Source organism: Micromonospora sp. LZ37 (assembly GCF_059359015.1).
Map to the genome: position 1 here is coordinate 149,289 of NZ_JCADBL010000004.1, position 22,148 is coordinate 171,436.

A 22,148-nucleotide genomic window follows, 5' to 3' on the forward strand; every position below is an offset into this window, starting at 1 on the left:
CGCTCGGCGGCTGAAGTCAGAGGATGGGGGGCGGGGAGTACGCGGCGGCCTCGGGGTGGGCAGTCACGACCGCGGTGATGCGCTTGGTGATCGCATCGACCTGGGCCTGGGCGGCGCCGGTGAAGGCCTGGCGGTCGGCGACCAGATCGTCGATCTCGGCGCGGGTGAGGCGCAGGCGGCCGTCGGCGGCCAAGCGGTCGAAGAGGTCGTTCTCGGCGGCGCCCTTCTCGCGCATGGCGAGCGCGACGGCGACCGCGTGCTCCTTGATCACCTCGTGGGCGACCTCCCGACCGACGCCCCGGCGCACCGCGGCCACCAGGATCTTCGTGGTGGCCAGGAACGGCAGGAACCGCTCCAGCTCCCGGTTGATCACCGCCGGGTACGCCCCGAACTCGTCCAGCACGGTGAGGAAGGTCTGGAAGAGCCCGTCGGCGGCGAAGAAGGCGTCCGGCAGGGCCACCCGCCGCACCACCGAGCAGGAGACGTCCCCCTCGTTCCACTGGTCGCCGGCCAGCTCGCCCACCATCGACAGGTAACCCCGGATGATCACCGCGAAGCCGTTCACCCGCTCCGACGAGCGGGTGTTCATCTTGTGCGGCATCGCGCTGGAGCCGACCTGGCCGGGCTTGAAGCCCTCGGTCACCAGTTCCTGGCCGACCATCAGCCGGATCGTGGTGGCCAGCGACGACGGCGCGGCGGCCACCTGGGCCAGCGCGGAGAGCACGTCGAAGTCGAGCGAACGCGGGTAGACCTGCCCGACGCTGTCCAGCACCCGGCTGAACCCGAGGTGCCCGGCCACCCGACGCTCCAGCTCGGCCACCTTGTCGGCGTCGCCGTCGAAGAGGTCGAGCTGGTCGGCGGCGGTGCCGACCGGGCCCTTGATGCCGCGCAGCGGGTAGCGGCCGATCAGGTCCTCCAGCCGCTCGTACGCGATCAGCAGCTCCTCGGCGGCCGAGGCGAACCGCTTGCCCAGCGTGGTGGCCTGCGCGGCGACGTTGTGCGACCGGCCGGTCATCACCAGGCCGGAGTGCTCGTGGGCGAGCCAGGCCAGCCGGGCCAGCGTGGCGACCACCCGGTCCCGGATCAGCTCCAACGAGGCGCGGACCTGGAGCTGCTCGACGTTCTCGGTCAGGTCCCGGGAGGTCATCCCCTTGTGCACGTGCTCGTGCCCGGCGAGCGCGCTGAACTCCTCGATCCGGGCCTTCACGTCGTGCCGGGTGACCCGCTCCCGCTCCGCGATCGAGGCCAGGTCGACGTCGTCGACCACCCGCTCGTACGCCTCGACCACCCCGTCCGGCAGGGCCACGCCGAGGTCCCGCTGGGCCTTCAGCACGGCGAGCCAGAGCCGCCGTTCCATCCGTACCTTCTCCTCCGGGGACCAGAGGGCGACCAGTTCGGGCGAGGCGTACCGGTTGGCGAGCACGTTCGGGATCGTCGTCACGTACCTCATTCTCTCGTACGCCGGGAGCCTGCCGTTCTCGGCCCGGAGCCTGGCCGAACTGGCGGTGTCACAGCTCCCGGCCCTGCGCGTCACGGGCGATGATGCCGTCCAGGCGTACGCCGGGGGCGAGCACCGCCGGGTCGAACCAGAAGATCACCACTTGCCGGTCCTCGCTCCACCTCGCCAGCCGGGCGGTGATCCGACGGCCGTCGACCGTGCCGATGATCCGCTCGGCCGGCCCGACGAAGTATCCGAAGGTGGGCACGGGAGGGGCGGCCGGTACCGATCCCGACTGGTCGTAGCCGATCTCGTGGAACCCCGGCCGCCGGTCGCTGCCGTCGACGTCGTTGACGAGGAAATCCGAGGTCAGCTCCCCGTCGGCGGCGCGGCGGCCGGCGACCAACCCGATCTTCACCCGGGGCGCTCGGGGCACGTCGACGGGGACCAGGTAGAAGACCCGCTGGTCGTCGCCGTACCGGATCCCGCTGTCCACCACGTCGCCGACCGGCTGCGGCCGCGGCTGGGAAGGGCTCGGGGTGGTCGCCGGGGTGGTGGTCACCGTGGGGCGGGTGGCGGGTGCGGTGACGGCCGGACCCGCGCGGGTCGGCTCGGGTGGGCGGGTCCGCTCCACGCCGACCGCGACGCCGACGACGAGGACCGCCACCGACAGCCCCACCGCGCCCGTTCCGGCGAGCCGCCGGCGGCGCAGCCGGCGCCCCTCGCGCATGATCGTGCTCAGGTCGAGGGCGGAACGGTCGCCCCGTTCGGTCGCCCGCATGGCCTCGCGGAGCTGCTCCACCTCGTTCATCGGCGCGTCCCGTGGATCTCCGGCGCGCCGGCGCTCGCGGTGCGCAGCTTCTCCAGGGCACGGGAACTGGTGCTCTTGACCGTGCCGACCGACACGTCGAGTTCGCGGGCCACCTGCGTCTCCGGAAGGTCGAAGTAGTAGCGCAGCACGACGATGGCGCGCTCGCGAGGGCTGAGCGTGCCGAGGATGGCGAGCAGCCACCGTCGGGTGGCGACCTCGTCGGCCACGTCGCCACGACGCTGCTCGGGAAGGTCGTCGGTGGGGTACTCGCGCAGCGGCCGCCGCCAACTGTCGACGAGGTGGTTGACCAGCACCCTGCGGGCGTAGCCGTAGGCGTCGTTGTCGCGGATCCGGGACCACGAGGCGTACGTGCGGACCAGGGCGGTCTGCGCCGCGTCCTCGGCCTGGTGGTGGTCGCCGGTCATGAGGTAGGCGGCGTGTACCAGCCGCCCCGACGCGGCCCGGGCGAACTCGACGAACTCGACGTCACCCCGAGCCATTGCCGCTCTTTCCGCACCCCACGCCGGACAGGACGAGTGGGGCGGGCGGAAGGTTGAGTCCACGCGAGATCAACTTTGCGGCCGGTTCGCTCGTCCTCCTCGCTACGCACCACCGGGCGGCGGTGCGCGGCGAGGGGAGACACATGACAGCGAAGACTACGGGCCGCGCGGGCGCCCGTGCCGTCCCGGTGCTGCTGGCTGCGCTGCTCAGCGGCTGTGCGCAGCCGGCGGCGGGGCAGCCGGCGGCCCCGACCGCCGGGCGGGCCACCATGACGGCCGCGCCCGCGGCGTCGCCGTCGGCGACCGTCCCGCCGCGACCCGTCCCGATCACCTACCCCGCGGACGGCGGCAGCCGGTGGCAGATCGCCGCCGGCGAGGCGGCGGCCCCGCGTGGCAGGGTCGGTTGCTGCGTTACCGCGTCGCCGTGGAGCGCGACATCCGAGGCGTGTCGGTCCCGGCCTTCGCGGCCGAGGTCACCGGGACGTTGAACGACCCGCAGGGCTGGAGGGCGGACGGGAGGCTGCGCCTGCGCCGGGTCGGACCGGGCCAGCCCGCCGACTTCACCATCTACCTCGCCACGCCCGGCACCCGCGACGAGCTCTGCCAGGACGTGCCGGACGGCTACACCTCCTGCCGCAACGGCGACCGGGTGGTGCTCAACGTCGCCCGCTGGGTCAAGGGTGTGCCGGGCTACGGCGCGAGCCTCGCCACCTACCGCCGGTACATGGTCAACCACGAGGTCGGGCACCGGCTCGGCCACGGCCACGAGCGGTGCCCGGGACGGGGTCGACCGGCGCCGGTGATGCAGCAGCAGTCGCTGGGCCTGCACGGCTGCACGGCGAACGCCATGCCGTACCGCGACGGTGAGCGGTACGCCGGGCGCCCGGGCGCGTACGACGACCTCACCCCGCCCCGCGATCGGGGCCGGCCGTCGTGAGCCGGCGAGCGCGACGGCGCGTCCGCCGGGTCCTATCGACCGTTATGCCGTAGCGGACAGTGCGCCATCCGCAGATGACGGACCATCATCTCCATCTGACTTCCGGCAACGCCGGATCCTTCCTCCTCACCCGAGGGCACGCATGCGAAAAACCTCCCTTGCCGGTCTCGCCACCATCGCGCTGACCGGCGGCACCCTGCTGGCCACCGAGGCACCCGCCCAGGCCACCGTCGAGAACCTGTACGTCAACCAGGCCGCCGCCAACTGCTCCGACCAGGGCCCGGGCGCCAAGACGGAGCCGTTCTGCACGATCGGAGCGGCCGCCGCGGTGGTCACCGCCGGACAGACGGTCTGGGTCGCCGGCGGCAGCTACCCCGAGCGGGTCACCATCCCGGCCTCCGGCACCTACGAATTGCCGATCGGCTTCGTCGCGAACGGTCCGGTCACCCTCACCGGACCGACCGCGGGGTTCGTCGTCGACGGCCAGCACAACATCGGAATCCAGGATTTCCGGATCAACGGGGCGGCCGCCGTGCCCGCCCTCGACATCCGCAACTCCTCATACGTCGAGGTCGTGGGCGGCAACTTCACGATGGCCGGCTCCTCGACGGCACCCGCCGTCCGGCTCACCGGGCTGGCCGGAGCGATCCTGCGGGACCTCGTCGTCAGCGGAACGGCGCTCACCGACGGATTGACGATGGACGCCGCCACCAGCGACGTGCAGGTCACCAACTGGACCATCATGACCGGACCGAAGTACGACGACCACAGCGTGGGGATCCGGGTCGACGGCCCACGTAACACCATCCTCGACAACATCGTCAGCGGCTTCACCGGCGGAGCCGTCGCACTGGGTCCGGGGGCGACCGACACGGTGGTGGCCAACAACCGGATCAACGGCGGGGGCGGCCACGGCATCCACAACGGCGGGGCCACCGGCACGGCCATCACCAACAACACCGTCCGGGACCGCTGCCTCGACGGCATCCGGGTCGACGGCGCCTCCGCCGGGGTCTCCGTGCAGAACAACGTGCTCATCAGCAACGGCTCGTTCAGCCAGAGCTACTGCGACCCCACGGTCACCGACGGGGCCGAGATCAGCGTCCACGGCGGGGCCATGGCCGGCACGGTGGTCGACTACAACAACGCCTACCACCACTCGTCCCCGTCCTCGACGAGCTACTCGTGGAACGGGACCCGGATGGGGCTGGCCCAGTTCCGTACCGTCTCCGGGCAGGCCGCGCACGACCGGGACACGCCGAACACCAGGGACAACCAGGACTCGGCGAACTCGGCGGCCCCCGGCTACCCGGAGTACGACGCCGAGGTCACGTCGCGCGCCGACAACCCCGCCCTGCCGAACACCGGCGCCGGTCCGGTCACCTACGCCGACCGGGGCGCGATCGAGACCGTCGCGCCGCCGGTCGCGTCCTTCGACGTCGCCCTGGACCTGGGCGCGAGCAAGGTCACCGTGGACGCCTCCGCCTCCACGCCGGGCTTCGTACCGATCGAGTCCTACCGGTTCGAGTTCGGCGACGGCACCGTGGTCACCCAGGCGACGCCGGTCGCCTCGCACCGGTACGCCACCCCGGACAGCTACCGCGTCACGGTCAAGGCCACCGGGACCGACGGTCAGTCGGGCACCAGCACCGAGCAGGTGAGCGTGCTGCGGCGGACCGCCACGGTGGGTCTGCTCGCCCTCGCCAATCTCCGCTACGTCGGGTCGAGCACCAACCTCACCGCTCTCCGGCCCGACCAGGCCGGGTTGAGCGCGTCCGCGCAGTTCGATCTCGCGGACGCCGGGGGTGGCCAGGTGGCCCTCTTCTCGCGGGCCAGCGGGCGGTACGTCACCGAGATCACGACACCAGCCTGACCGCGACGAGTCAGGTCGTGGACACCCGGGAGAAGTTCACCCTGGTCCGCAACGGTGACGGGACCAGCAGCCTCAGGGCGGGCAGCGGCCGGTACGTCACGGCCGCGGCCGGGACCAGCTCCGCGCTGACCGCCGACCGGACCACCATCGGCACTGCCGAGAAGTTCCACCGGGTCACCGTGACCGACGCGTTCCGGTCGCTGAAGGCCCGCGCGAACGCCCGGTACGTCACGGCCGAGAGCGCCGGCACCAAGCCGCTCATCGCGCGGGGCGCCGCCATCGGCCTCTGGGAGCGGTACGACGTGATCGACCTCGGCAACGGGCAGGCAGCCCTCTTCGCCCGGGCCAACAACCGCTTCGTCACCGCCGCCAGCGGCGGGGCCATGCCGCTGATCGCCAACCGCGCGGCCGTCAGCACCTGGGAACGCTTCACCCTGGTCCGCAACGCCGACGGCACCGTGAGCTTCAAGGCCGCCGCCAACGGCCGCTACGTCACCGCCGACAGCGCCGGGACGAAGCCGTTGATCGCCAACCGCACCTCGATCGGCTCGTGGGAGAAGTTCACCCTGGGCTGAGCCCGTCGCATCCGGTCCGACGCCCGCCAGGTCAACCCTGGCGGGCGTCGCCGCGTCCGGCCGCAGCAGCTCCTCCGACCGCGGAAGCGGATATACTCCTGAAGCCTTCGGTATATAGGAGCGCGGATGACGAAGATTCTCGTGGACGTGGACGACGCCGCCCTGGCCGACGCCGCCGAAGCGTTCGGCACGAAGACCAAGAAGGACACCGTGAACGTGGCACTGCGCGAAGGCGCGGCTCGGCTCCGTCGCGCGCGAGCTCTGGCCGAACTGGGCATGCGCGGAGAAGCGGGAGACTTCGACGAGTTGCTCGACAAGGGCAACTACCGGTCGTGAAGCTCGCCGACTACCTGGTCGACACCAGCGCGCTGGTGCGACTGCTCCGGGATCCGGCGCTGCGGGCTCGCTGGGAGCCCACCATCACCGCCGGTCTGCTCGCGGTCTGCCCGCTGATCGAGCTGGAGTTCCTGCACACCGCGAGGTCCGCGGCCGACCGATCCCGCCTGGCGAACCTGCTGCGGACCACGTTCGGCTGGGTGACCATGCCGGACCGGAGCTACGAGCGAGCGGCCGAGATCCAGGAGGAGTTGACGGCGCGGGGCACCCATCGATCAGCCGGCGCGGTGGATCTGCTGATCGCCGCGACCGGCGAGTACCAGGGGCTGTCCGTCCTGCACTACGACCACGACTTCGACCAGGTGGCGGCCGTGACGGGGCAACCCGTGCGCTGGGTCGCCCCGGCGGGCACGATCAAATAGCTGTCCCCCGGGCCGGTCAGCACCGCACCGGACGAGGCAACCCTCAGCGCTCCAGGATCGCCGTGACGCCCTGCCCGCCGGCCGCGCAGATGGAGATCAGCCCCCGGCCGCTGCCCTTCGTGGCAAGCAGCTTGGCCAGGGTGGCGACGATCCGGCCGCCGGTGGCGGCGAACGGGTGCCCGGCGGCGAGCGAGGAGCCGTTGACGTTGAGCCGGTCCCGGTCGATCGAGCCGAGCGGGGCGTCCAGCCCCAGCCGGTCCTTGCAGAACTCCGGCGACTCCCAGGCGGCCAGGGTCGCCAGCACCTGCGAGGCGAACGCCTCGTGGATCTCGTAGTAGTCGAAGTCCTGGAGCGTCAGCCCGGCCCGGGCCAGCATCCGGGGCACCGCGTACGCGGGAGCCATCAGCAGTCCCTCGTCGCCGTGCACGAAGTCGACGGCGGCCACCTCGTTGAAGCTGAACCAGGCCAGCACCGGCAGGTGGTGCTCGCGCGCCCACTCCTCGGAGGCGAGCAGCACGGTCGACGCGCCGTCGGTGAGCGGGGAGGAGTTGCCGGCGGTCATGGTCGCCTGGTCGGCGTCGGGGCCCTTCGCGCCGAAGACCGGCCGGAGTGAGCCGAGCTTCTCCAGGGTGGTGTCCGGGCGGAGGTTCTGGTCCCGGGTCAGCCCGAGGTAGGGCGTCATCAGGTCGTCGAAGAAGCCCTGGTCGTACGCGGCGGCGAGCCGCTGGTGCGACCGGAGGGCCAGTTCGTCCTGGGCCTGCCGGTCGATCTGCCAGCGCAGCGCGGTACGGGCGGCGTGCTCGCCCATGGAGAGCCCGGTGCGGGGTTCGGCGTTGCGCGGGATCTCCGGCTTGAACGGCTGGTGCGGGCGCAGCTTGGCGGCGATCCTGAGCCGCTCGCCGAGGGTGCGGGCCGAGTTGAGCTTGAGCAGGGTGCGGCGCATGTCCTCGTTGACGGCCAGGGGCGCGTCGGAGGTGGTGTCGACGCCGCCGGCGATGCCGACGTCGATCTGCCCGAGGGCGATCTTGTTGGCGACCAGGATGGCCGCCTCCAGGCCGGTGCCGCAGGCCTGCTGGATGTCGTACGCGGGGGTGTGCGGGTCGAGTTTCGAGCCGAGCACCACCTCGCGGGTGAGGTTGAAGTCCTTCGCGTGCTTGAGCACCGCGCCGGCGACCACCTCACCGACCCGCTGGCCGGCCAGGCCGAAGCGGGCGACGAGTCCGTCCAGCGCGGCGCCGAGCATGTCGGCGTTGGACGCGCTCGCGTACCGCGAGTTGGACCGGGCGAAGGGGATGCGGTTGCCGCCGATGACCGCGACCCGCCGGATGCTCTGCACGATCCCGCCTCCGTTTCAGGACTTGCCCACAACCTACTGGCCAGTAGGCTACGCCTATGACCGACAGGTACGCGAGCTTCGTCCAATCGGGGGCCGGCCGCGCGCTGGTCAAGCGCCTCGGGCTGCCCGACCCGCCGCGACTGCGCCGGCACACGCCCGGCGACCCGCTCCTGCCCGGGCCGGCGCTGCTCGGCGCGGCCACCGGCGGCCGGCTCGGCGAGCCGGTCGGCAAGATCCTGACCTTCGCCGGGGTCGAGGTGCGCGATCCGGTGGCCGGCACCACCGCCGCCGACGGCACCCCCCAGCGGTACGGCGCCCTGGTCTACGACGCCACCGGGATCACCGACTCCACCCAGCTCCGCCAGCTGTACGACTTCTTTCACCCGCAGGCCCGCTCGGTGCTGCCCAGCGGCCGGGTGATCGTGCTGGGCACCCCGCCGGCCGAGTGCGACTCGCCGCGCGAGGCCACCGCCCAGCGCGCCCTGGAGGGCCTGACCCGCAGCATCGGCAAGGAGTTCGGCCGGGGCGTCACCGCCCAGCTCGTGTACGTCACGAAGGAGGGTGACGCGGGCACCCTGACCGGCCTGGAGTCGACCCTCCGATTCCTCCTGTCCGGCCGGTCCGCGTACGTCTCGGGTCAGGTGGTCCGGGTCGGCGCCGGGCACGCGGAGCAGCCGGCGGACTGGGACCGCCCGCTGGACGGTCAGGTCGTCCTGGTCACCGGGGCGGCCCGGGGCATCGGCGCGGCGCTGGCGAAGGTGCTCGCCCGCGACGGCGCGCAGGTCGTCGCCCTGGACATCCCGGCGGCCGGCGATGAGCTGGCCGCGGTGGCCAACGAGATCGGCGGCACCGCCGTGCAGCTCGATCTGACCACCCCGGACGCGCCGGCCCGGCTCGCCGAGCACCTGGCCACCCGGCACGGCCGGGTGGACGTGGTGGTGCACAACGCCGGCATCACCCGGGACAAGACCCTCGGCCGGATGGACGCCGACCGGTGGGACCAGGTGATCGACGTGAACCTCTCCAGCCAGGAGCGGATCAACGACGTGCTGCTGGAGCGCGAGTTGATCCCCTCCGGCGGTCGGATCGTCACGGTCTCCTCGATCGCCGGCATCGCCGGCAACCGGGGGCAGACCAACTACGCCACCAGCAAGGCCGGGGTGATCGGCCTGGTCGACTCCCTCGCCCCGGTGCTGCGCGGGCGCGGGATCAGCGTCAACGCCGTGGCGCCCGGGTTCATCGAGACCCGGTTGACCGCCCGCGTCCCGCTGGGGCTGCGCGAGGCGGGCCGCCGGATGAACAGCATGGCGCAGGGTGGCCTGCCGGTGGACGTCGCGGAGACCATCGGCTGGCTGGCCTGGCCGACCTCCGGCGCGGTCAGCGGCAACGTGGTCCGGGTCTGCGGCCAGAGCCTGCTGGGGGCGTGATGGCGAAGCGGAGACAACGACCGGAGGACGGCCCGACGGAGAACCTCTCCGTCGGGGACCTCATCGACGGGCCGACCGAGGTGATCTCGGCGGCGGACCTGGCCGCCGTCCGGGCCGCCTCGTCGGAGCACGACGTGAGCCTGGAAGCCACCCACGACCTGTCGGCGTACGCCACGAAGGACCTGTCGGCGCACGCCGCCCCGGCCGGGCGGGCCCGGGTGGAGCTGGACCGGATGCCGGCGCAGGGGGCGCTCTACCGGCGGGCGCTGCGGGACGCGCTGCCCGTCATCGGCCGGTCCGCCCGGCCGGACGCGCCGCCGCAGGTGGAGCTGGCCGTCGCCGGGATCACCGTCGACCGGGCGCATCTGGCCGACTACGACCGGGTCTGCGGGTTCCGGCTGGCCGACCGGCTGCCGGCCACGTACCCGCACATCATGGGTTTCCCGCTCTCGCTGCGGCTGATGACCACGCCGGAGTTCCCGATCGCGCTGACCGGGGTGGTGCACGTCGGCAACCGGATCACCGTGCACCGGCCGGTCGACGCCGGCGAGACGCTCGACTTCACCACCCACGCCGAGAACCTGCGCCCGCACGAGCGGGGGCGGCAGATCGACGTGGTGCTGGTCGGGTCGGTCGGGGGCGAGGAGGTCTGGCGCGGCGTCTCGACGTACCTCGGCAAGGAGCGCACGCCCGGCGGTGGCGACCGGCGCGACCGGGGTGAGCGCCCCGCGCCGCCGGCCGCCAGCGCGCAGTGGCGGGTCTCCCCCCGGGTGGGTACGGACTACGCCCGGGTCTCCGGCGACCACAATCCGATCCACACCTCCCGGCTGGGGGCGCGGCTGCTGGGCTTCCCCCGGCCGATCGCGCACGGCATGTGGAGCAAGGCGCGCTGCCTGGCGGCGCTGGAGAGCCGGCTGCCGGAGGCGTACACGGTGGACGTGTCGTTCAAGCTGCCGGTGCCGCTGCCGACGACGGTGGCCTTCAGCGCGACCCCGGCCTGGGACTTCGCCCTGCACGACGCGCGGACCGGCCGTCCGCACCTGGTCGGCACCGTCCGTTAACGACGCAGGGGTTGGCCGTCGGTTCCGGGGCTGATCCGGCGACTCGGCCCGCGGCCGGTGCTCCAGCGCCCAGCATGAGGTCATGGAGTCCGTGCTCGACCTGCTCCACCACACGGTCACCTCGCCGTGGGTGTTCCTGGTGATCTTCGCGGTCACCGCGGTCGACGCGTTCTTCCCGGCGGTGCCGGGCGAGACGGTGGTGATCACCGCCGGGGTCTTCGCGGCGGGCGGCGAGCCCAACCTGGTCGCGGTGATCGTGGTGGCCGCGCTCGGCGCCCTGGCCGGCGACCACGTCTCGTACGCCATCGGTCGGGGCGGCGGCGCGCACCGGCTGGCCCGGCTGCCCGCGCGCAGCCGGCGCCGGACCGGCTCGGAGTGGGCCCGGCGGGCCGTCGACCGGCGTGGCGGGTCGATCCTCACCACCTCGCGGTACATCCCCGGCGGCCGGACCGCCGTCACCCTGACCATGGGGGCGGTCCGCTACCCGCCGCTGCGGTTCCTCTTCTTCGACTCGGTCGCGACCGGCAGTTGGGCCCTCTACTGTGCGCTGCTCGGCTACTTCGGCGGACTCGCCTTCGAACGCGACCCGCTGAAGGCCCTGCTGCTCGGGGTCGGGCTCTCGCTCGCGGTCACCGGTCTGCTGGAGGTCGTCCGCTGGCTGCGCCGCCGCGCCCACCGCCGCCCCGCCGTCCACCGCTGACCGGCGCCGCTCCCCGGCACCGCCCATGATCGGGTCGCAATATCCGCGACGACGCGCCGCCGAAGCTGCCGGAAATCGTTACCCGATCATGAGCCGCCCCGGGCTACCGCGGCTGGGACGCCGCCCGGCCCGGGGGCGCAGCCGAACGGTCGGGGCGCGGCCGTCAGCTCGCCGGGGGTCGCCAGGTGGCGCCACCCAGCAGTTGGCCGGCGCCGAGCCAGGCCGCGTTCATCATCCGGGTGGCGGTCTTCTCCGGGTCGGCCTCCGGATGGTCGGCGAGCCAGTCCGCGAGCGACTCGGTCGCCCCGACCAGGGCGTACGCGACCACTTCCAGCTCGGTCTCGCCGACCTCGCGCCCCTCGGCGCGCAGCGCGTGGTCGAGCATGCCGGCGACCACCTCGACCAGCCGGGTGCGCATGGCGGCCAGCTCGCCGGCGAAGGGCTGGGTGCCCCGGGCCTGCCGGTAGAGCACCGCCCAGCCGTCCCGGTGCGCGCCGACGAAGCCGAAGAAGGCGCGCAGCCCGCGCCAGAGCCGCTCGTCAGCGGGCAGGTCCGGTGCAGCCGCCCCGGCGATGGCCTGCGTCATCCGGGTGCCCTCGCGGTGCAGGCAGGCGATGAAGAGCTCCTCCTTGGTGCCGAGGTAGGCGTAGACCATCGGCTTGGAGATGCCGGCGTCCTCGGCGATCTCGTCCATGCTGGCGGCGTGGAAGCCGCGTCGGGAGAAGACCTTGACCGCCGCGTCGAGCATCTGCTGCTCGCGGACGGCCCGGGGCAGGCGCTTGAACGTGGGGGCGGTGGACACCCTTGCGAGCATACCTACTCGTGCGTAAGGTTACGCGCGAGTAGCCAAATCCCCCGGAAGGTGCAGCCCTCATGACTGACTTCGACCCGGCCAACTTCGCGAACGTCGGCCCGAAGGAGTTCGCCCAGCTCGTCAAGTCCACCCCCGATGACAAGATCGCCGAGGTGATGTCCGGCGACCTGCGCGGCAAGATCCTCAGCGAGGTCTTCGGCCGGATGCCGCAGCTGTTCCGCGCCGACCGGGCCGGCTCCACCAACGCGGTGATCCACTGGAACATCACCGGTCGCCCCGACGGTGGCACCGACACCTACGAGGTCATCGTCGAGAACGGCACCTGCACGGTCAACGAGTCCGCGACCCGCGACCCGAAGCTCAGCCTCACCATGGGCCCGGTCGAGTTCCTGAAGATCGTCTCCGGCGGTGCCAACCCGGTGATGATGTTCATGACCGGCAAGCTGAAGGCCAAGGGTGACCTGGGCCTGGCCGCCAACATCGCCAACCTGTTCGACATCCCCAAGGCCTGACATGGCCGAGTTCTCGCTCGACCTGAACGAGGAACAGCGGGATCTACGCGACTGGGTGCACGGCTTCGCCGCAGAGGTCGTGCGCCCGGCCGCGGCCGAGTGGGACGCCCGGGAGGAGACTCCCTGGCCGGTCATCCAGGAAGCGGCGAAGGTCGGCCTGTACGGGTTCGAGTTCATCGCCACCTGCTGGGCCGACCCCACCGGCCTGTCACTGCCGATCGCCAGCGAGGAACTCTTCTGGGGCGACGCCGGCATCGGTTTGAGCATCTTCGGCACCTCCCTCGCGGTCGCCGCCATCTACGGCGCCGGCACCCCCGACCAGCTCGTCGAATGGGTGCCGCAGTGCTTCGGCGACGTCGACCGGCCCGCCGTGGCCGCGTTCTGCACCAGCGAGCCGGAGGCCGGCTCCGACGTCGGCGCCATGCGCACCCGCGCCGTCTACGACGAGGCCACCGACGAGTGGGTGCTGCGCGGGCAGAAGGCGTACGCCACCAACGGCGGGATCGCCGGGGTGCACGTGGTCACCGCCTCGGTCGAACCCGAGCTGGGCTCGCGCGGGCAGGCCGCGTTCGTCGTACCGCCGGGCACCGCGGGGCTGCACGCCACCCGCAAGCTACGCAAGCTGGGCCTGCGCGCGTCGCACACCGCCGACGTCTTCCTCGACGACGTACGCGTGCCCGGGAGCTGCCTGCTCGGCGGCCGGGACGCCCTGCTGGAGCGGCTCGACCGGGCCCGCTCCGGGCAACGCGCCTCCGGGCAGGCCGCCATGCGCACCTTCGAGCTGTCCCGCCCCACCGTCGGCGCGCAGGCGCTCGGGGTGGCCCGGGCCGCCTACGAGTACGCCCTGGACTACGCGAAGGACCGGGTCCAGTTCGGCCGGCCGATCATCGCCAACCAGGCGGTCGCCTTCGCGCTGGCCGACATGAAGATGGAGATCGACGCCGCCCGGCTGCTGGTCTGGCGGGCCTCCTGGATGGGGCGCAACAACCGGCCCTTCACCGCTGGTGAGGGCTCGATGTCCAAGCTGAAGGCCGGCGAGGTGGCCGTCGCGGTGACCGAGAAGGCGGTGCAGCTGCTCGGCGGCGCCGGGTTCCTCCGGGACCACCCGGTCGAGCGCTGGTACCGCGACGCGAAGATCTACACCATCTTCGAGGGCACCTCGGAGATCCAACGGCTGGTCATCTCCCGCGCCATCTCCGGCATGCAGATCCGCTGACCCGTCACCGTCGGTGGCGGCCTCCGCGACGGCAGGTGCCCACCAGGTGGCACCCGATCGACGCCGGTTGGGCCGGTGGCGGCATCCGGTGCATGATCGGAAAACGACGCTCCGGTGAAGGGCCCCTGCGAGGGCGCTTCCGTGCACCCGAAGGAGGCCCACGACATGGACCTGCCGTTCGTCGTGGCCACGCTGACCCGGCGCGGGCTGCTCACCCCGGGCCGGCCGGTCCGGGTCGCCTCCCAGCTCGGCGCGCTGCGCAAGTGGGGCTGGAGCCTCGCCGGCGAGCTGCGGCAGGCCGCCGCCCGCGACCCCGGCCGGGTCGCCGTCGTCGACGACCAGGGCGCCGAACTGACCTACCAGGAGTTGCTGGACCGGGCCGAGCGGCTGGCCCGGGCGCTGCGCGCGGCGCTCGGCGTGCAGGCCGGCGACCGGGTCGGCGTGCTCTGCCGCAACCACCACGGCCTGATCGAGGCGGTGGTCGCCGCCACCGTGCTCGGCGCCGACGCGGTGCTGGTCAACAGCGGCCTCGCCGCCGCGCAACTCGCCACCGTCGCCGAGGAGCAGCAGCTCCGGGTGCTGGTGCACGACGACGAGTTCGCCGAACGGGTCCTCGGGCTCCCCGCCGAGGTGCACCGGGTGGACGAACGCGGCCTGGAGGAGCTGATCGCCGGCGCCCTCCCCGGCGACCAGCTGAAGCCCCCGGAACGGGACGGCCGGACCATCGTGCTCACCTCCGGCACCACCGGCACGCCGAAGGGCGCGCGTCGCCCCACCCCCAACGGTTTCGGCCCGCTGGTGTCCATCATCGACCGCATCCCGCTGCACGCCCGCGACACCGTGATGATCGCCGCGCCGCTCTTCCACACCTGGGGGTACGCCGCCCTCCAGGTGGCGTTCGCGCTGCGCGCCACGATCGTGCTGCACCGCCGCTTCGAGCCGACCGCCACGCTGGCCGCGCTCGCCGAGCACCGGTGCGAGGCGCTCTTCGCCGTGCCGGTGATGCTGCAGCGCCTGCTCGACGCGCCGCCGCCGGACCCGCGACCGCCCCTGAAGGTGGTGGCGGTCAGCGGCTCGGCGCTGCCCGGCGGGCTGGCCCCCCGGTTCATGGACGTCTACGGCGACGTGATCTACAACCTGTACGGCTCGACGGAGGTCTCCTGGGCGTCCATCGCCACCCCGGTCGACCTGCGCGAGGCCCCCACCACCGCCGGCCGGCCGCCGCACGGCACCCGGCTGGAGATCCTCGACGACGACGGGCAGCCGGTGCCCGCCGGGCGGGTCGGGCGGATCTTCGTGGGCAACGAGATGCTCTTCGAGGGCTACACCTCCGGTGCGCGGCGGGAGACCCGCGACGGGCTGCTCGACACCGGCGACCTGGGCCGGATCAACGCCGATGGGCTGCTCTTCGTCGACGGCCGCGCCGACGACATGATCGTCTCGGGTGGGGAGAACGTCTTCCCGTCCGAGGTGGAGGATCTCCTCGCCCGCCTGCCCCAGGTCCGCGAGGCCGCCGTCATCGGCGTACCCGACCCGGAGTACGGCCAGCGCCTCGCCGCCTTCCTCGGCCTGCACCCCGGCGAGACCCTCGACCCCGAGGCGGTCCGCGAGTACGTCCGGCACTACCTGGCCCGCTTCTCCGTCCCCCGGGACGTGGTCTTCGTGAAGTACCTGCCCCGCAACGCCACCGGCAAGGTGCTCACCCGCGAGCTGCGCCGCTACTACAGCTGACCGGGTAACCCCGGAGCCACCGTCCCGGGTGCCCCGGGGGATTCTCCCCGATGCTCCCGGGTCCACCGGGACGGCAGGCTCGGGAGCATGAAAATCACGAACAGCCGTACCGCACTCGTCGTCGCGGCGCTCGGCCTGACGCTGACCGTCGCCACCCCCGCCGCGGCCGCTCCGGGCAGCGCCGCCACCGGCCGGGCGGGCGCCACCTGCCGTCCCGGCACCCTCGACCCCTCCCCGCTGCGCGCGTCGATCAGCGGGTTACCGAACGCCGACGCGACCAGCGCGCAGGTGCGCGTCTCCACCCCGGACGGCTGCTGGACCGGCGTCAGCGGCGTGCGCGACCTGCGCGGCCACGCCCCCGTCCCGCCGCACGCCCGGTTCCGGATCGGCAGCGTCACCAAGGTCTTCACCGCCGCGCTGGTGCTGCAACTGGCTGCCGAGGGCCGCATCGACCTGGCCGATCCGGTACAGCGTCACCTGCCCGGTCTGCTGCCCGCCGATTACCCGACCGTCACCGTCCGCCAGCTGCTCGACCACACCAGCGGCATCCCCAGCCCGACCATGCCGGAGGGGATCGAGTGGCAGCTCGCCCACCGGTACGACCGGTGGACGCCGGAGCAGATCGTGCGGCTCGGCCTGCGCAACCCCCGGGAGTTCGAGCCCGGGACGCGGCAGCACTACACGAACATGGGCTACATCGTCGCGGGCCTGCTGGTGGAGAAGGTCACCGGCAACTCGTACGCGCACGAGCTGGACCGGCGGATCGCCGGCCCGCTCGGCCTGCGGGAGACGTACGCCCCCGGCGACGACCCGCGCATCCGCGGACCGCACGCACACGGATACCAGGCCGTCGCGCGCGACGGGGCCACCGAACTGGTGGACGTGACGACGTGGAGTCAGACCTTCACCCCGGCCGCCGGCAACGTCATCTCCAGCCTCGCCGACCTGGACACCTTCATGACCGCGCTCTTCGCCGGCCGGGTCGTACCGCCGGCCCAACTGGCCGAGATGTTCACCCTGCCCGCGGTTCCTGACGTCGCCGGCGGTCCGGCCCGGTACAGCGTCGGGCTCACCGCGTTCCCGCTGCCCGGAGGCGAGATCCTGTGGATCAAGACGGGGTCCCGGTTCGGCTACCTGGCCGGCGTGGCATCCACCCGGGACGGCCGGTTCCGGGTGGAGTACTCGATCACCGGGACCGACGCCAAGGGTGCGGAGCTCAGCCGTACCGCCCAAGCCGTGATCGGGGCCGCGCTCGGGATGCTCTGACGACGCACCCGTGGGGCGGGGCGCGCGATCGGCGCGCCCCGCCCGCCGGTCAGGGGTAGAGAGTCAGGCCGGGCGACCGGGCCAGGGTGACCAGCTGGTCCATGGTCAGCAACGGCTCGTCCGCGGTCGGCGTGATCTTCGCCCGGTTCGAGACCACCTCGGTCCGGTAGTTGTTGGTGACCACTGCGACCGACGTACCGTCCGGCCGGAGCAGATGCACCCACAGCTGCCGTGCACCGGGCGCCTCCTCCGACTTGCTGAGCACGGCCGCGGAGCCGTCGGGAAACCTGGTGATCTCGCAGTCCGACGAGTTGTACGCCTGCTGGCAGTCCGGCCTGGCCAGGTCGGTGCCGGTCGGGCTCACCTGGAACCGGAAGAAGCCGGAGCCGCCGCCCCGCCGGACGATGGCGTCCACCGTGTACTCGCGGTAGCTCGGGTGGTACTGGAACTGGGGCTCGGTGCAGCCCCGCTCCGCCGGTTCGACCCGCACCCCGGCCGGCATCCGGGTGCGCAGCGCGTCCCGGAGCGCCCCGGTCAACCGTCCCACGGCGGCGTCGGGCGCCTCCGTGGGACGGGCCCGGACCGTCCCGTAGGTCTGCAGCGGCGGCTGCGGCCCGGTGGGGCTCGGGGTCACCCCGGCGCAGAGCGGCGACGTCGCGGCCGTCGACGGACCGGCCGACGGCGGTCCGGCGACAGTGGGGGCGGGGCCCGGCGCGGCGGCCAGCGCCGGCACCACCAGGAGCGCCGCCACGGCGGCCGCCGCCGTCGTACCGGTGAGCAGCCAGGTGCGGTGGCGACGCCGCCGCTGCTCCGACCGGATCAGCCCGTCGACGTCGATCCGGGTGGGTGGCGCCTCCGCGACGACGGCGCGCAACTGGGTCGAGATCTCATCCATGGGTACGTCCCTCCCGGGTGACGGACGCGGCGACGAGGCGGCCCCGCAACGCCTCGATCGCCCGCGCGGACTGGCTCTTCACGGTCCCCGTGGTGCAGCCCAGCTCGCGGGCCGTCTCCTCGACCGACAGGTCGCAGAAGTAGCGCAGCACCAGGACGGCCCGCCGGCGCGGCGGCAGCTCGGCGAGGAGAGTGAGGAGGGTGACCCGGTCCGCCGTACCGTCGGTGCCGGCGCGGACCGCGTGGTCCGGCACCTCCGCCCAGGCGGCCTCCCGCCGCCACGGACGGCGCCGCTCGTCCAACCAGACCCGCAGCAGGGTACGCCGGACGTACGCGTCCGTTCTCCAGGGCGGAGACCCGCCGCCAGTGCCGCAGCAGCTTGACCAGGGCCGTCGACGTCAGGTCGTCGGCCGTGTGCCAGTCGCCGTAGAGCAGGTACGCCGTGCGACGCAGTGGATCCAGCCGCGCCGCGACGTACTCGCGGTAGCCCTCGATGTCGGCAGGCAATCCCGCCACCTCCTCACCCTCACCGCTCAAACGGAGGCGGCAGGGTGGGAGGTTGCCCGTCAGTTCGGAATGGTGATCCGACCCTCGACCGCCGCGGCGGCGATGTCCGTGCGGTGGTGCGAGCCGGCCAGTTCGACCCCACGCACCAGGGCGTACGCGGCGTCCCGCGCGGCGGCGAGGTCCGGGCCGGTGGCCGTACCGCAGAGGACCCGGCCCCCGGCGGAGAGCAACGCGCCGTCGGCGGCCCGGCGCGCGGTGCCGGCGTGGATGACGCCCGGCCGGTCCGCGCCGGTGATCACGTCACCGGTGCGGGGCGCGGCCGGGTAGCCGTCGGCGGCGACCACGACGGTGACGGCGGCGCCGTCGCGCCAGCGCAGCGGCGGGTGCGCGGCGAGCGTGCCGGTCGCGGCGGCGTGCAGCAGCCCGGCGAGCGGCGTCTCCAGCATCGCCAGGACCACCTGCGTCTCCGGGTCACCGAAGCGGGCGTTGAACTCGATCACCCGGGGGCCGGCGGCGGTCAGCGCCAGCCCGACGTAGAGCAGCCCGGCGAACGGGGTGCCCCGGCGGCGCATCTTTGCCAGCGTCGGGTGCACCACGTCGGCCATCACCTCGTCGACCAGGCCGGCCGGCGCCCAGGGCAGCGGCGTGTACGCCCCCATGCCGCCGGTGTTCGGGCCGGTGTCGCCGTCACCCACGCGCTTGAAGTCCTGGGCGGGCAGCAGCGGCAGCGCCGCCTCGCCGTCGGTGACCACGAAGAGAGAGACCTCCGGGCCGGCGAGGTACTCCTCGATGACGACCCGGCCACAGTCCTGCGCGTGGCGCAGCGCGGCGGCGCGGTCCTCGGTGACGACCACGCCCTTGCCGGCGGCCAGCCCGTCGTCCTTCACCACGTACGGCGGCCCGAAGTCGTCGAGCGCCTCGGCGGTGCTGGCCGCGTCGGTGCAGGTGTGGGCGCGGGCGGTCGGCACGCCCGCCGCCGTCATGATCTCCTTGGCGAAGGTCTTCGACCCCTCCAGGCGGGCCGCCTCGGCGGACGGCCCGAAGACCGCGATCCCCTTGGCGCGTACCGCGTCGGCCACCCCTGCCACCAGCGGCGCCTCCGGCCCGATCACCACCAGGTCGGCCGACACCTCGACGGCGAGCGCCGCCACCGCGGCCGGATCGCACGGATCCACCGCGCGCACCTCGGCCAACGCGGCGATGCCGGGATTCCCCGGCGCCGCGATCACCGCCTCGACGGACGGATCGCCGGCAATCCCGAGCGCGAGCGCATGCTCCCGCCCCCCACCACCCACAAGAAGAACCCGCACGCCCGGGATCCTACTGCCCCCCACCCCCCGCCTAGTTGATCAAGAAGTTTGCGTCTCATTTCCCGTCCCCGGCGGACCAAAACTCCTTGATCATCGAGTGGAGAACGGCGGGCGGCGGAGGGCCGTCCTCACCGTGTGGGGGATGTAGTCGGGGCGGAGGGTGTCCGACCAGGTGAAGCGGAGGACCTTCCAGCCCGCGTTGACTAGACGGTTCTGCCGGACCCGGTCTTCAAAGACGGCCTGGGGCGTTCGGTGCGGCGCCTGGCCGTCCGCCTCGGCGATCACCCGTGCCGCGCGCCAACCGAGGTCCCCGACGCCGAGCAGATAACCGTCGTCGTCGCGTACCTCCAGTTGGAGGACGTCGGGCGGGACACCGCCGTCGACGCACCGGAGACGGGCCCGGGTCTGCAGCGGCGACTGGGCCCGTCCGTCTGCCTCCGCCAGACGGTCCCGGGCCGCGACGGCCCCGCGACGCCCCGCGATGAGGGCCGGGATCAACGACAAGTCGGCTTCCGTAACGAGCCGTCGGTTCAGCGCGGAATCCAGCGCGCAGACCGCCGGATACCGCTCCGCACGAAGGATGACATCGGCCAGGGTCCGCAGCGGGGTGGTGGCGGGAACGCCGGCAACCTCGCAGACATCCCCGGCCTGGACGGTGAGCTGGTGCACCACGAGATCCGGATGCGCGGGCCGCTGCGGTCGTGGCCGGCTCGTCGGGACCGACACGTGGATGGCGGACGTCGGGCGCAGACCACCGATCCGGTGCAGCTCGGCGGCCGTGTCGAGGGCCACGAACGCCCCAGGTCCGAGACTGGTCACCGCCGCGCGGATGCGGGCCCGACGCAGCGCCGCCCTGCTCACCCCCAGAGCCGGCACGAAGCAGCCCCGCGCCACTCGGAGCCATCGACCGGAGCGGCACAGGTGTCGGATCTGATCCCGGCTGAAACCCGCTGCCAGCGCCTGGCCGGCCGTCACCACGCCATCCTGCTCACGGGCGACCCGGGCCAGAAGGTCGAAGTCGGCCACCCCACCAGCCTGGCCGGGCTCCCCACCGTCCACCACCCCCTGTGGACAACCTTTCGCACCCTGTGGACAACCCGCTCCTGGGCTGTCGACCAAGAAGTTTGCGTCAGGATTTGGGTCGGATCAGGACGCAAACTTCTTGATCAACGGGGCGACCTGCCCGGGGTTAGGGGAGGAGGGGGTGGCGGAGGACGTTTTCTTCGCGGCCGGGGCCTACGCCTACGACGCTGACGCGGGTGTTGCAGAGTTCCTCGATGCGGGCGATGTAGCGGCGGGCGTTCTCGGGGAGCTCGTCCTCGGTCCGGGCCTTGGTGATGTCCTCCGACCAGCCGTCGAGCTCTTCGTAGATCGGCTTGGCGTGGTGGAAGTCGGTCTGGCTCATCGGCATGTCGTCGAAGCGCTCGCCGTTGATCTCGTACCCGACGCAGATCGGCACCTTGGCCATGCCGGTGAGCACGTCCAGCTTCGTGATGACCAGGTCGGTGACGCCGTTGAGGCGGCAGGCGTACCGGGCGACGACGGCGTCGAACCAGCCGCAGCGGCGCTCCCGGCCGGTCGTCGTGCCGTACTCGTGGCCGATCTTGCGCAGGTGCTGGCCGTTGTCGTCGAAGAGCTCGGTCGGGAACGGGCCGGCACCCACTCGGGTGGTGTACGCCTTGCTGACCGCGATCACCTTGGTGATCGCGGTCGGCGGGATGCCGGCGCCCACGCACGCCCCACCGGCGGTCGGGTTCGACGAGGTCACGAAGGGGTACGTGCCGTGGTCCATGTCGAGCATGGTCGCCTGGGCGCCCTCCAGCAGCACCGTCTCGCCGCGGTCCAGCGCGTCCCAGAGCATCACCCGGGTCTCCGCGATGTACGGCTTGAGCCGCTCCGCGTACCCCAGGTACTCCTCGATCGTCGCGTCGACGTCGATCGCCTTGCGGTTGTAGATCTTGAAGAGCAGCTGGTTCTTCTCGCGGAGCGCCAGCTCCAGCTTCTTGCGCAGGATGCCCGGGTCGAGCAGGTCCTGGAGCCGGATGCCCATCCGGGCGACCTTGTCGCCGTACGCGGGGCCGATGCCCCGGCCGGTGGTGCCGATCCGGCGGGTGCCGAGGTAGCGCTCGACCACCCGGTCCAGCGCCCGGTGGTGCGGCATGATCAGGTGCGCGTCGCCGGAGATGCGCAGCCGGGAGACGTCCACGCCACGCTCGGCGAGCCCGTCGATCTCGGCCAGCAGCACCTTCGGGTCGACGACCACCCCGTTGCCAATGACGATCATCGCGCTCGGTGAGAGCGCCCCGGACGGCATCAGGTGCAGCGCGTACTTCTGCCCGTCGGGAGTGATCACCGTGTGACCGGCGTTGTTGCCGCCGGAGTAGCGCACGACGTAGTCGACCCGCTCACCCAGCAGGTCGGTAACCTTGCCCTTGCCCTCGTCGCCCCACTGAGCGCCAAGGAGCACGATCGCTGGCATCTT

22 protein-coding genes are annotated in these 22,148 nt (G+C 72.8%); 12 read left to right on the plus strand and 10 right to left on the minus strand.

Annotated features, from left to right (window positions below):
- Positions 1–16 precede the first annotated feature (16 nt).
- The 3 genes from purB to AC5L3Z_RS10845 form a co-directional block, all read right to left on the minus strand.
- Entirely contained in the window at positions 17–1,441 is a 1,425-nt protein-coding gene (purB, locus tag AC5L3Z_RS10835; protein ID WP_494841421.1) for an adenylosuccinate lyase, read from the minus strand.
- 67 nt (positions 1,442–1,508) lie between these two features.
- Entirely contained in the window at positions 1,509–2,249 is a 741-nt protein-coding gene (locus tag AC5L3Z_RS10840; protein ID WP_494841422.1) for a hypothetical protein, read from the minus strand.
- On the minus strand, positions 2,246–2,749 hold the full coding sequence (locus AC5L3Z_RS10845) for a SigE family RNA polymerase sigma factor (RefSeq protein WP_494841423.1): 504 nt from the start codon (positions 2,747–2,749) through the stop codon (positions 2,246–2,248). Before AC5L3Z_RS10845 ends, AC5L3Z_RS10840 begins: the two co-directional genes overlap by 4 nt.
- Before the next feature lie 424 nt (positions 2,750–3,173).
- On the opposite strand from AC5L3Z_RS10845, the gene AC5L3Z_RS10850 reads away from it, so the two are divergent.
- The 5 genes from AC5L3Z_RS10850 (at position 3,174) to AC5L3Z_RS10870 (ending at position 6,892) form a co-directional block, all read left to right on the plus strand.
- Positions 3,174–3,686, plus strand: a complete 513-nt coding sequence (locus AC5L3Z_RS10850; RefSeq protein ID WP_494841424.1) for a DUF3152 domain-containing protein — start codon at positions 3,174–3,176, stop codon at positions 3,684–3,686.
- 142 nt (positions 3,687–3,828) lie between these two features.
- Positions 3,829–5,559 (plus strand): PKD domain-containing protein, encoded by a 1,731-nt coding sequence (locus AC5L3Z_RS10855; RefSeq protein WP_494841425.1) that lies wholly within the window; start codon positions 3,829–3,831, stop codon positions 5,557–5,559.
- Positions 5,560–5,576: 17 nt separating this feature from the next.
- Positions 5,577–6,134, plus strand: coding sequence for a fascin domain-containing protein (locus AC5L3Z_RS10860; protein ID WP_494841426.1), 558 nt, complete (start codon positions 5,577–5,579; stop codon positions 6,132–6,134).
- A 126-nt stretch (positions 6,135–6,260) separates the two neighbouring features.
- The gene (locus AC5L3Z_RS10865; protein ID WP_334524704.1) at positions 6,261–6,470 is read left to right on the plus strand and encodes a type II toxin-antitoxin system VapB family antitoxin; all 210 of its coding nucleotides are present in this window, start codon (positions 6,261–6,263) and stop codon (positions 6,468–6,470) included.
- Positions 6,467–6,892, plus strand: a complete 426-nt coding sequence (locus AC5L3Z_RS10870; protein WP_494841427.1) for a PIN domain nuclease — start codon at positions 6,467–6,469, stop codon at positions 6,890–6,892. The genes AC5L3Z_RS10865 and AC5L3Z_RS10870 overlap by 4 nt, the downstream gene beginning before the upstream one ends.
- Positions 6,893–6,935: 43 nt before the next feature.
- Here the strand turns inward: AC5L3Z_RS10870 and AC5L3Z_RS10875 are convergent, their stop codons facing one another.
- The gene (locus AC5L3Z_RS10875) at positions 6,936–8,228 is read right to left on the minus strand and encodes an acetyl-CoA C-acetyltransferase (RefSeq protein ID WP_494841428.1); all 1,293 of its coding nucleotides are present in this window, start codon (positions 8,226–8,228) and stop codon (positions 6,936–6,938) included.
- A gap of 56 nt (positions 8,229–8,284) precedes the next feature.
- On the opposite strand from AC5L3Z_RS10875, the gene AC5L3Z_RS10880 reads away from it, so the two are divergent.
- From AC5L3Z_RS10880 to AC5L3Z_RS10890, 3 genes are all read left to right on the plus strand, one after another.
- Complete coding sequence (locus AC5L3Z_RS10880) at positions 8,285–9,655, plus strand: 3-oxoacyl-ACP reductase (RefSeq protein WP_494841429.1); 1,371 nt, start codon at positions 8,285–8,287, stop codon at positions 9,653–9,655.
- Entirely contained in the window at positions 9,655–10,716 is a 1,062-nt protein-coding gene (locus tag AC5L3Z_RS10885; RefSeq protein WP_494841430.1) for a MaoC/PaaZ C-terminal domain-containing protein, read from the plus strand. The genes AC5L3Z_RS10880 and AC5L3Z_RS10885 overlap by 1 nt, the downstream gene beginning before the upstream one ends.
- An 82-nt stretch (positions 10,717–10,798) precedes the next feature.
- Entirely contained in the window at positions 10,799–11,416 is a 618-nt protein-coding gene (locus AC5L3Z_RS10890) for a DedA family protein (protein WP_494841431.1), read from the plus strand.
- Positions 11,417–11,579: 163 nt separating this feature from the next.
- On the opposite strand, the gene AC5L3Z_RS10895 is transcribed toward AC5L3Z_RS10890, so the two are convergent.
- A complete protein-coding gene (locus AC5L3Z_RS10895) occupies positions 11,580–12,218 on the minus strand; it encodes a TetR/AcrR family transcriptional regulator (RefSeq protein ID WP_494841432.1) in 639 nt (212 codons plus the stop codon).
- Positions 12,219–12,289: 71 nt separating this feature from the next.
- Here AC5L3Z_RS10895 and AC5L3Z_RS10900 point away from each other — a divergent pair, with 71 nt between their 5' ends.
- From AC5L3Z_RS10900 to AC5L3Z_RS10915, 4 genes are all read left to right on the plus strand, one after another.
- On the plus strand, positions 12,290–12,742 hold the full coding sequence (locus AC5L3Z_RS10900; protein ID WP_334614095.1) for an SCP2 sterol-binding domain-containing protein: 453 nt from the start codon (positions 12,290–12,292) through the stop codon (positions 12,740–12,742).
- Between the two features lies 1 nt (position 12,743).
- The gene (locus AC5L3Z_RS10905; RefSeq protein ID WP_334524686.1) at positions 12,744–13,958 is read left to right on the plus strand and encodes an acyl-CoA dehydrogenase family protein; all 1,215 of its coding nucleotides are present in this window, start codon (positions 12,744–12,746) and stop codon (positions 13,956–13,958) included.
- 165 nt (positions 13,959–14,123) lie between these two features.
- On the plus strand, positions 14,124–15,689 hold the full coding sequence (locus tag AC5L3Z_RS10910) for an AMP-binding protein (protein ID WP_494841433.1): 1,566 nt from the start codon (positions 14,124–14,126) through the stop codon (positions 15,687–15,689).
- 87 nt (positions 15,690–15,776) lie between these two features.
- Positions 15,777–16,955 (plus strand): serine hydrolase domain-containing protein, encoded by a 1,179-nt coding sequence (locus AC5L3Z_RS10915; protein ID WP_494841434.1) that lies wholly within the window; start codon positions 15,777–15,779, stop codon positions 16,953–16,955.
- 49 nt (positions 16,956–17,004) lie between these two features.
- Here AC5L3Z_RS10915 and AC5L3Z_RS10920 read toward each other — a convergent pair whose 3' ends face one another.
- The 5 genes from AC5L3Z_RS10920 to AC5L3Z_RS10940 all read right to left on the minus strand — a co-directional run bounded on the left by AC5L3Z_RS10920 (position 17,005) and on the right by AC5L3Z_RS10940 (position 22,145).
- Complete coding sequence (locus AC5L3Z_RS10920) at positions 17,005–17,850, minus strand: hypothetical protein (RefSeq protein WP_494841435.1); 846 nt, start codon at positions 17,848–17,850, stop codon at positions 17,005–17,007.
- Positions 17,843–18,151: a sigma-70 family RNA polymerase sigma factor gene (locus tag AC5L3Z_RS10925; protein ID WP_494841436.1), complete on the minus strand. Its 309-nt coding sequence runs from the start codon at positions 18,149–18,151 to the stop codon at positions 17,843–17,845. The genes AC5L3Z_RS10920 and AC5L3Z_RS10925 overlap by 8 nt, the downstream gene beginning before the upstream one ends.
- Positions 18,152–18,415: 264 nt before the next feature.
- The gene (purD, locus tag AC5L3Z_RS10930; protein WP_494841437.1) at positions 18,416–19,666 is read right to left on the minus strand and encodes a phosphoribosylamine--glycine ligase; all 1,251 of its coding nucleotides are present in this window, start codon (positions 19,664–19,666) and stop codon (positions 18,416–18,418) included.
- Positions 19,667–19,756: 90 nt separating this feature from the next.
- Positions 19,757–20,692 (minus strand): type IV toxin-antitoxin system AbiEi family antitoxin domain-containing protein, encoded by a 936-nt coding sequence (locus AC5L3Z_RS10935; protein ID WP_494841438.1) that lies wholly within the window; start codon positions 20,690–20,692, stop codon positions 19,757–19,759.
- Between the two features lie 163 nt (positions 20,693–20,855).
- Entirely contained in the window at positions 20,856–22,145 is a 1,290-nt protein-coding gene (locus AC5L3Z_RS10940) for an adenylosuccinate synthase (protein WP_494841439.1), read from the minus strand.
- Positions 22,146–22,148: the final 3 nt, after the last annotated feature.

What these genes read in the sequence shown, in the direction of transcription:
- AC5L3Z_RS10840 (WP_494841422.1), bottom strand. Translation starts at nt 2,249, where the DNA reads ATGAACGAGGTGGAGCAGCTCCGCGAGGCCATGCGGGCGACCGAACGG.
- AC5L3Z_RS10845 (WP_494841423.1), bottom strand. Translation starts at nt 2,749, where the DNA reads ATGGCTCGGGGTGACGTCGAGTTCGTCGAGTTCGCCCGGGCCGCGTCG.
- AC5L3Z_RS10855 (WP_494841425.1), top strand. Translation starts at nt 3,829, where the DNA reads ATGCGAAAAACCTCCCTTGCCGGTCTCGCCACCATCGCGCTGACCGGC.
- AC5L3Z_RS10865 (WP_334524704.1), top strand. Translation starts at nt 6,261, where the DNA reads ATGACGAAGATTCTCGTGGACGTGGACGACGCCGCCCTGGCCGACGCC.
- AC5L3Z_RS10880 (WP_494841429.1), top strand. Translation starts at nt 8,285, where the DNA reads ATGACCGACAGGTACGCGAGCTTCGTCCAATCGGGGGCCGGCCGCGCG.
- AC5L3Z_RS10885 (WP_494841430.1), top strand. Translation starts at nt 9,655, where the DNA reads ATGGCGAAGCGGAGACAACGACCGGAGGACGGCCCGACGGAGAACCTC.
- AC5L3Z_RS10890 (WP_494841431.1), top strand. Translation starts at nt 10,799, where the DNA reads ATGGAGTCCGTGCTCGACCTGCTCCACCACACGGTCACCTCGCCGTGG.
- AC5L3Z_RS10900 (WP_334614095.1), top strand. Translation starts at nt 12,290, where the DNA reads ATGACTGACTTCGACCCGGCCAACTTCGCGAACGTCGGCCCGAAGGAG.
- AC5L3Z_RS10905 (WP_334524686.1), top strand. Translation starts at nt 12,744, where the DNA reads ATGGCCGAGTTCTCGCTCGACCTGAACGAGGAACAGCGGGATCTACGC.
- AC5L3Z_RS10910 (WP_494841433.1), top strand. Translation starts at nt 14,124, where the DNA reads ATGGACCTGCCGTTCGTCGTGGCCACGCTGACCCGGCGCGGGCTGCTC.
- AC5L3Z_RS10915 (WP_494841434.1), top strand. Translation starts at nt 15,777, where the DNA reads ATGAAAATCACGAACAGCCGTACCGCACTCGTCGTCGCGGCGCTCGGC.
- AC5L3Z_RS10920 (WP_494841435.1), bottom strand. Translation starts at nt 17,850, where the DNA reads ATGGATGAGATCTCGACCCAGTTGCGCGCCGTCGTCGCGGAGGCGCCA.
- AC5L3Z_RS10940 (WP_494841439.1), bottom strand. Translation starts at nt 22,145, where the DNA reads ATGCCAGCGATCGTGCTCCTTGGCGCTCAGTGGGGCGACGAGGGCAAG.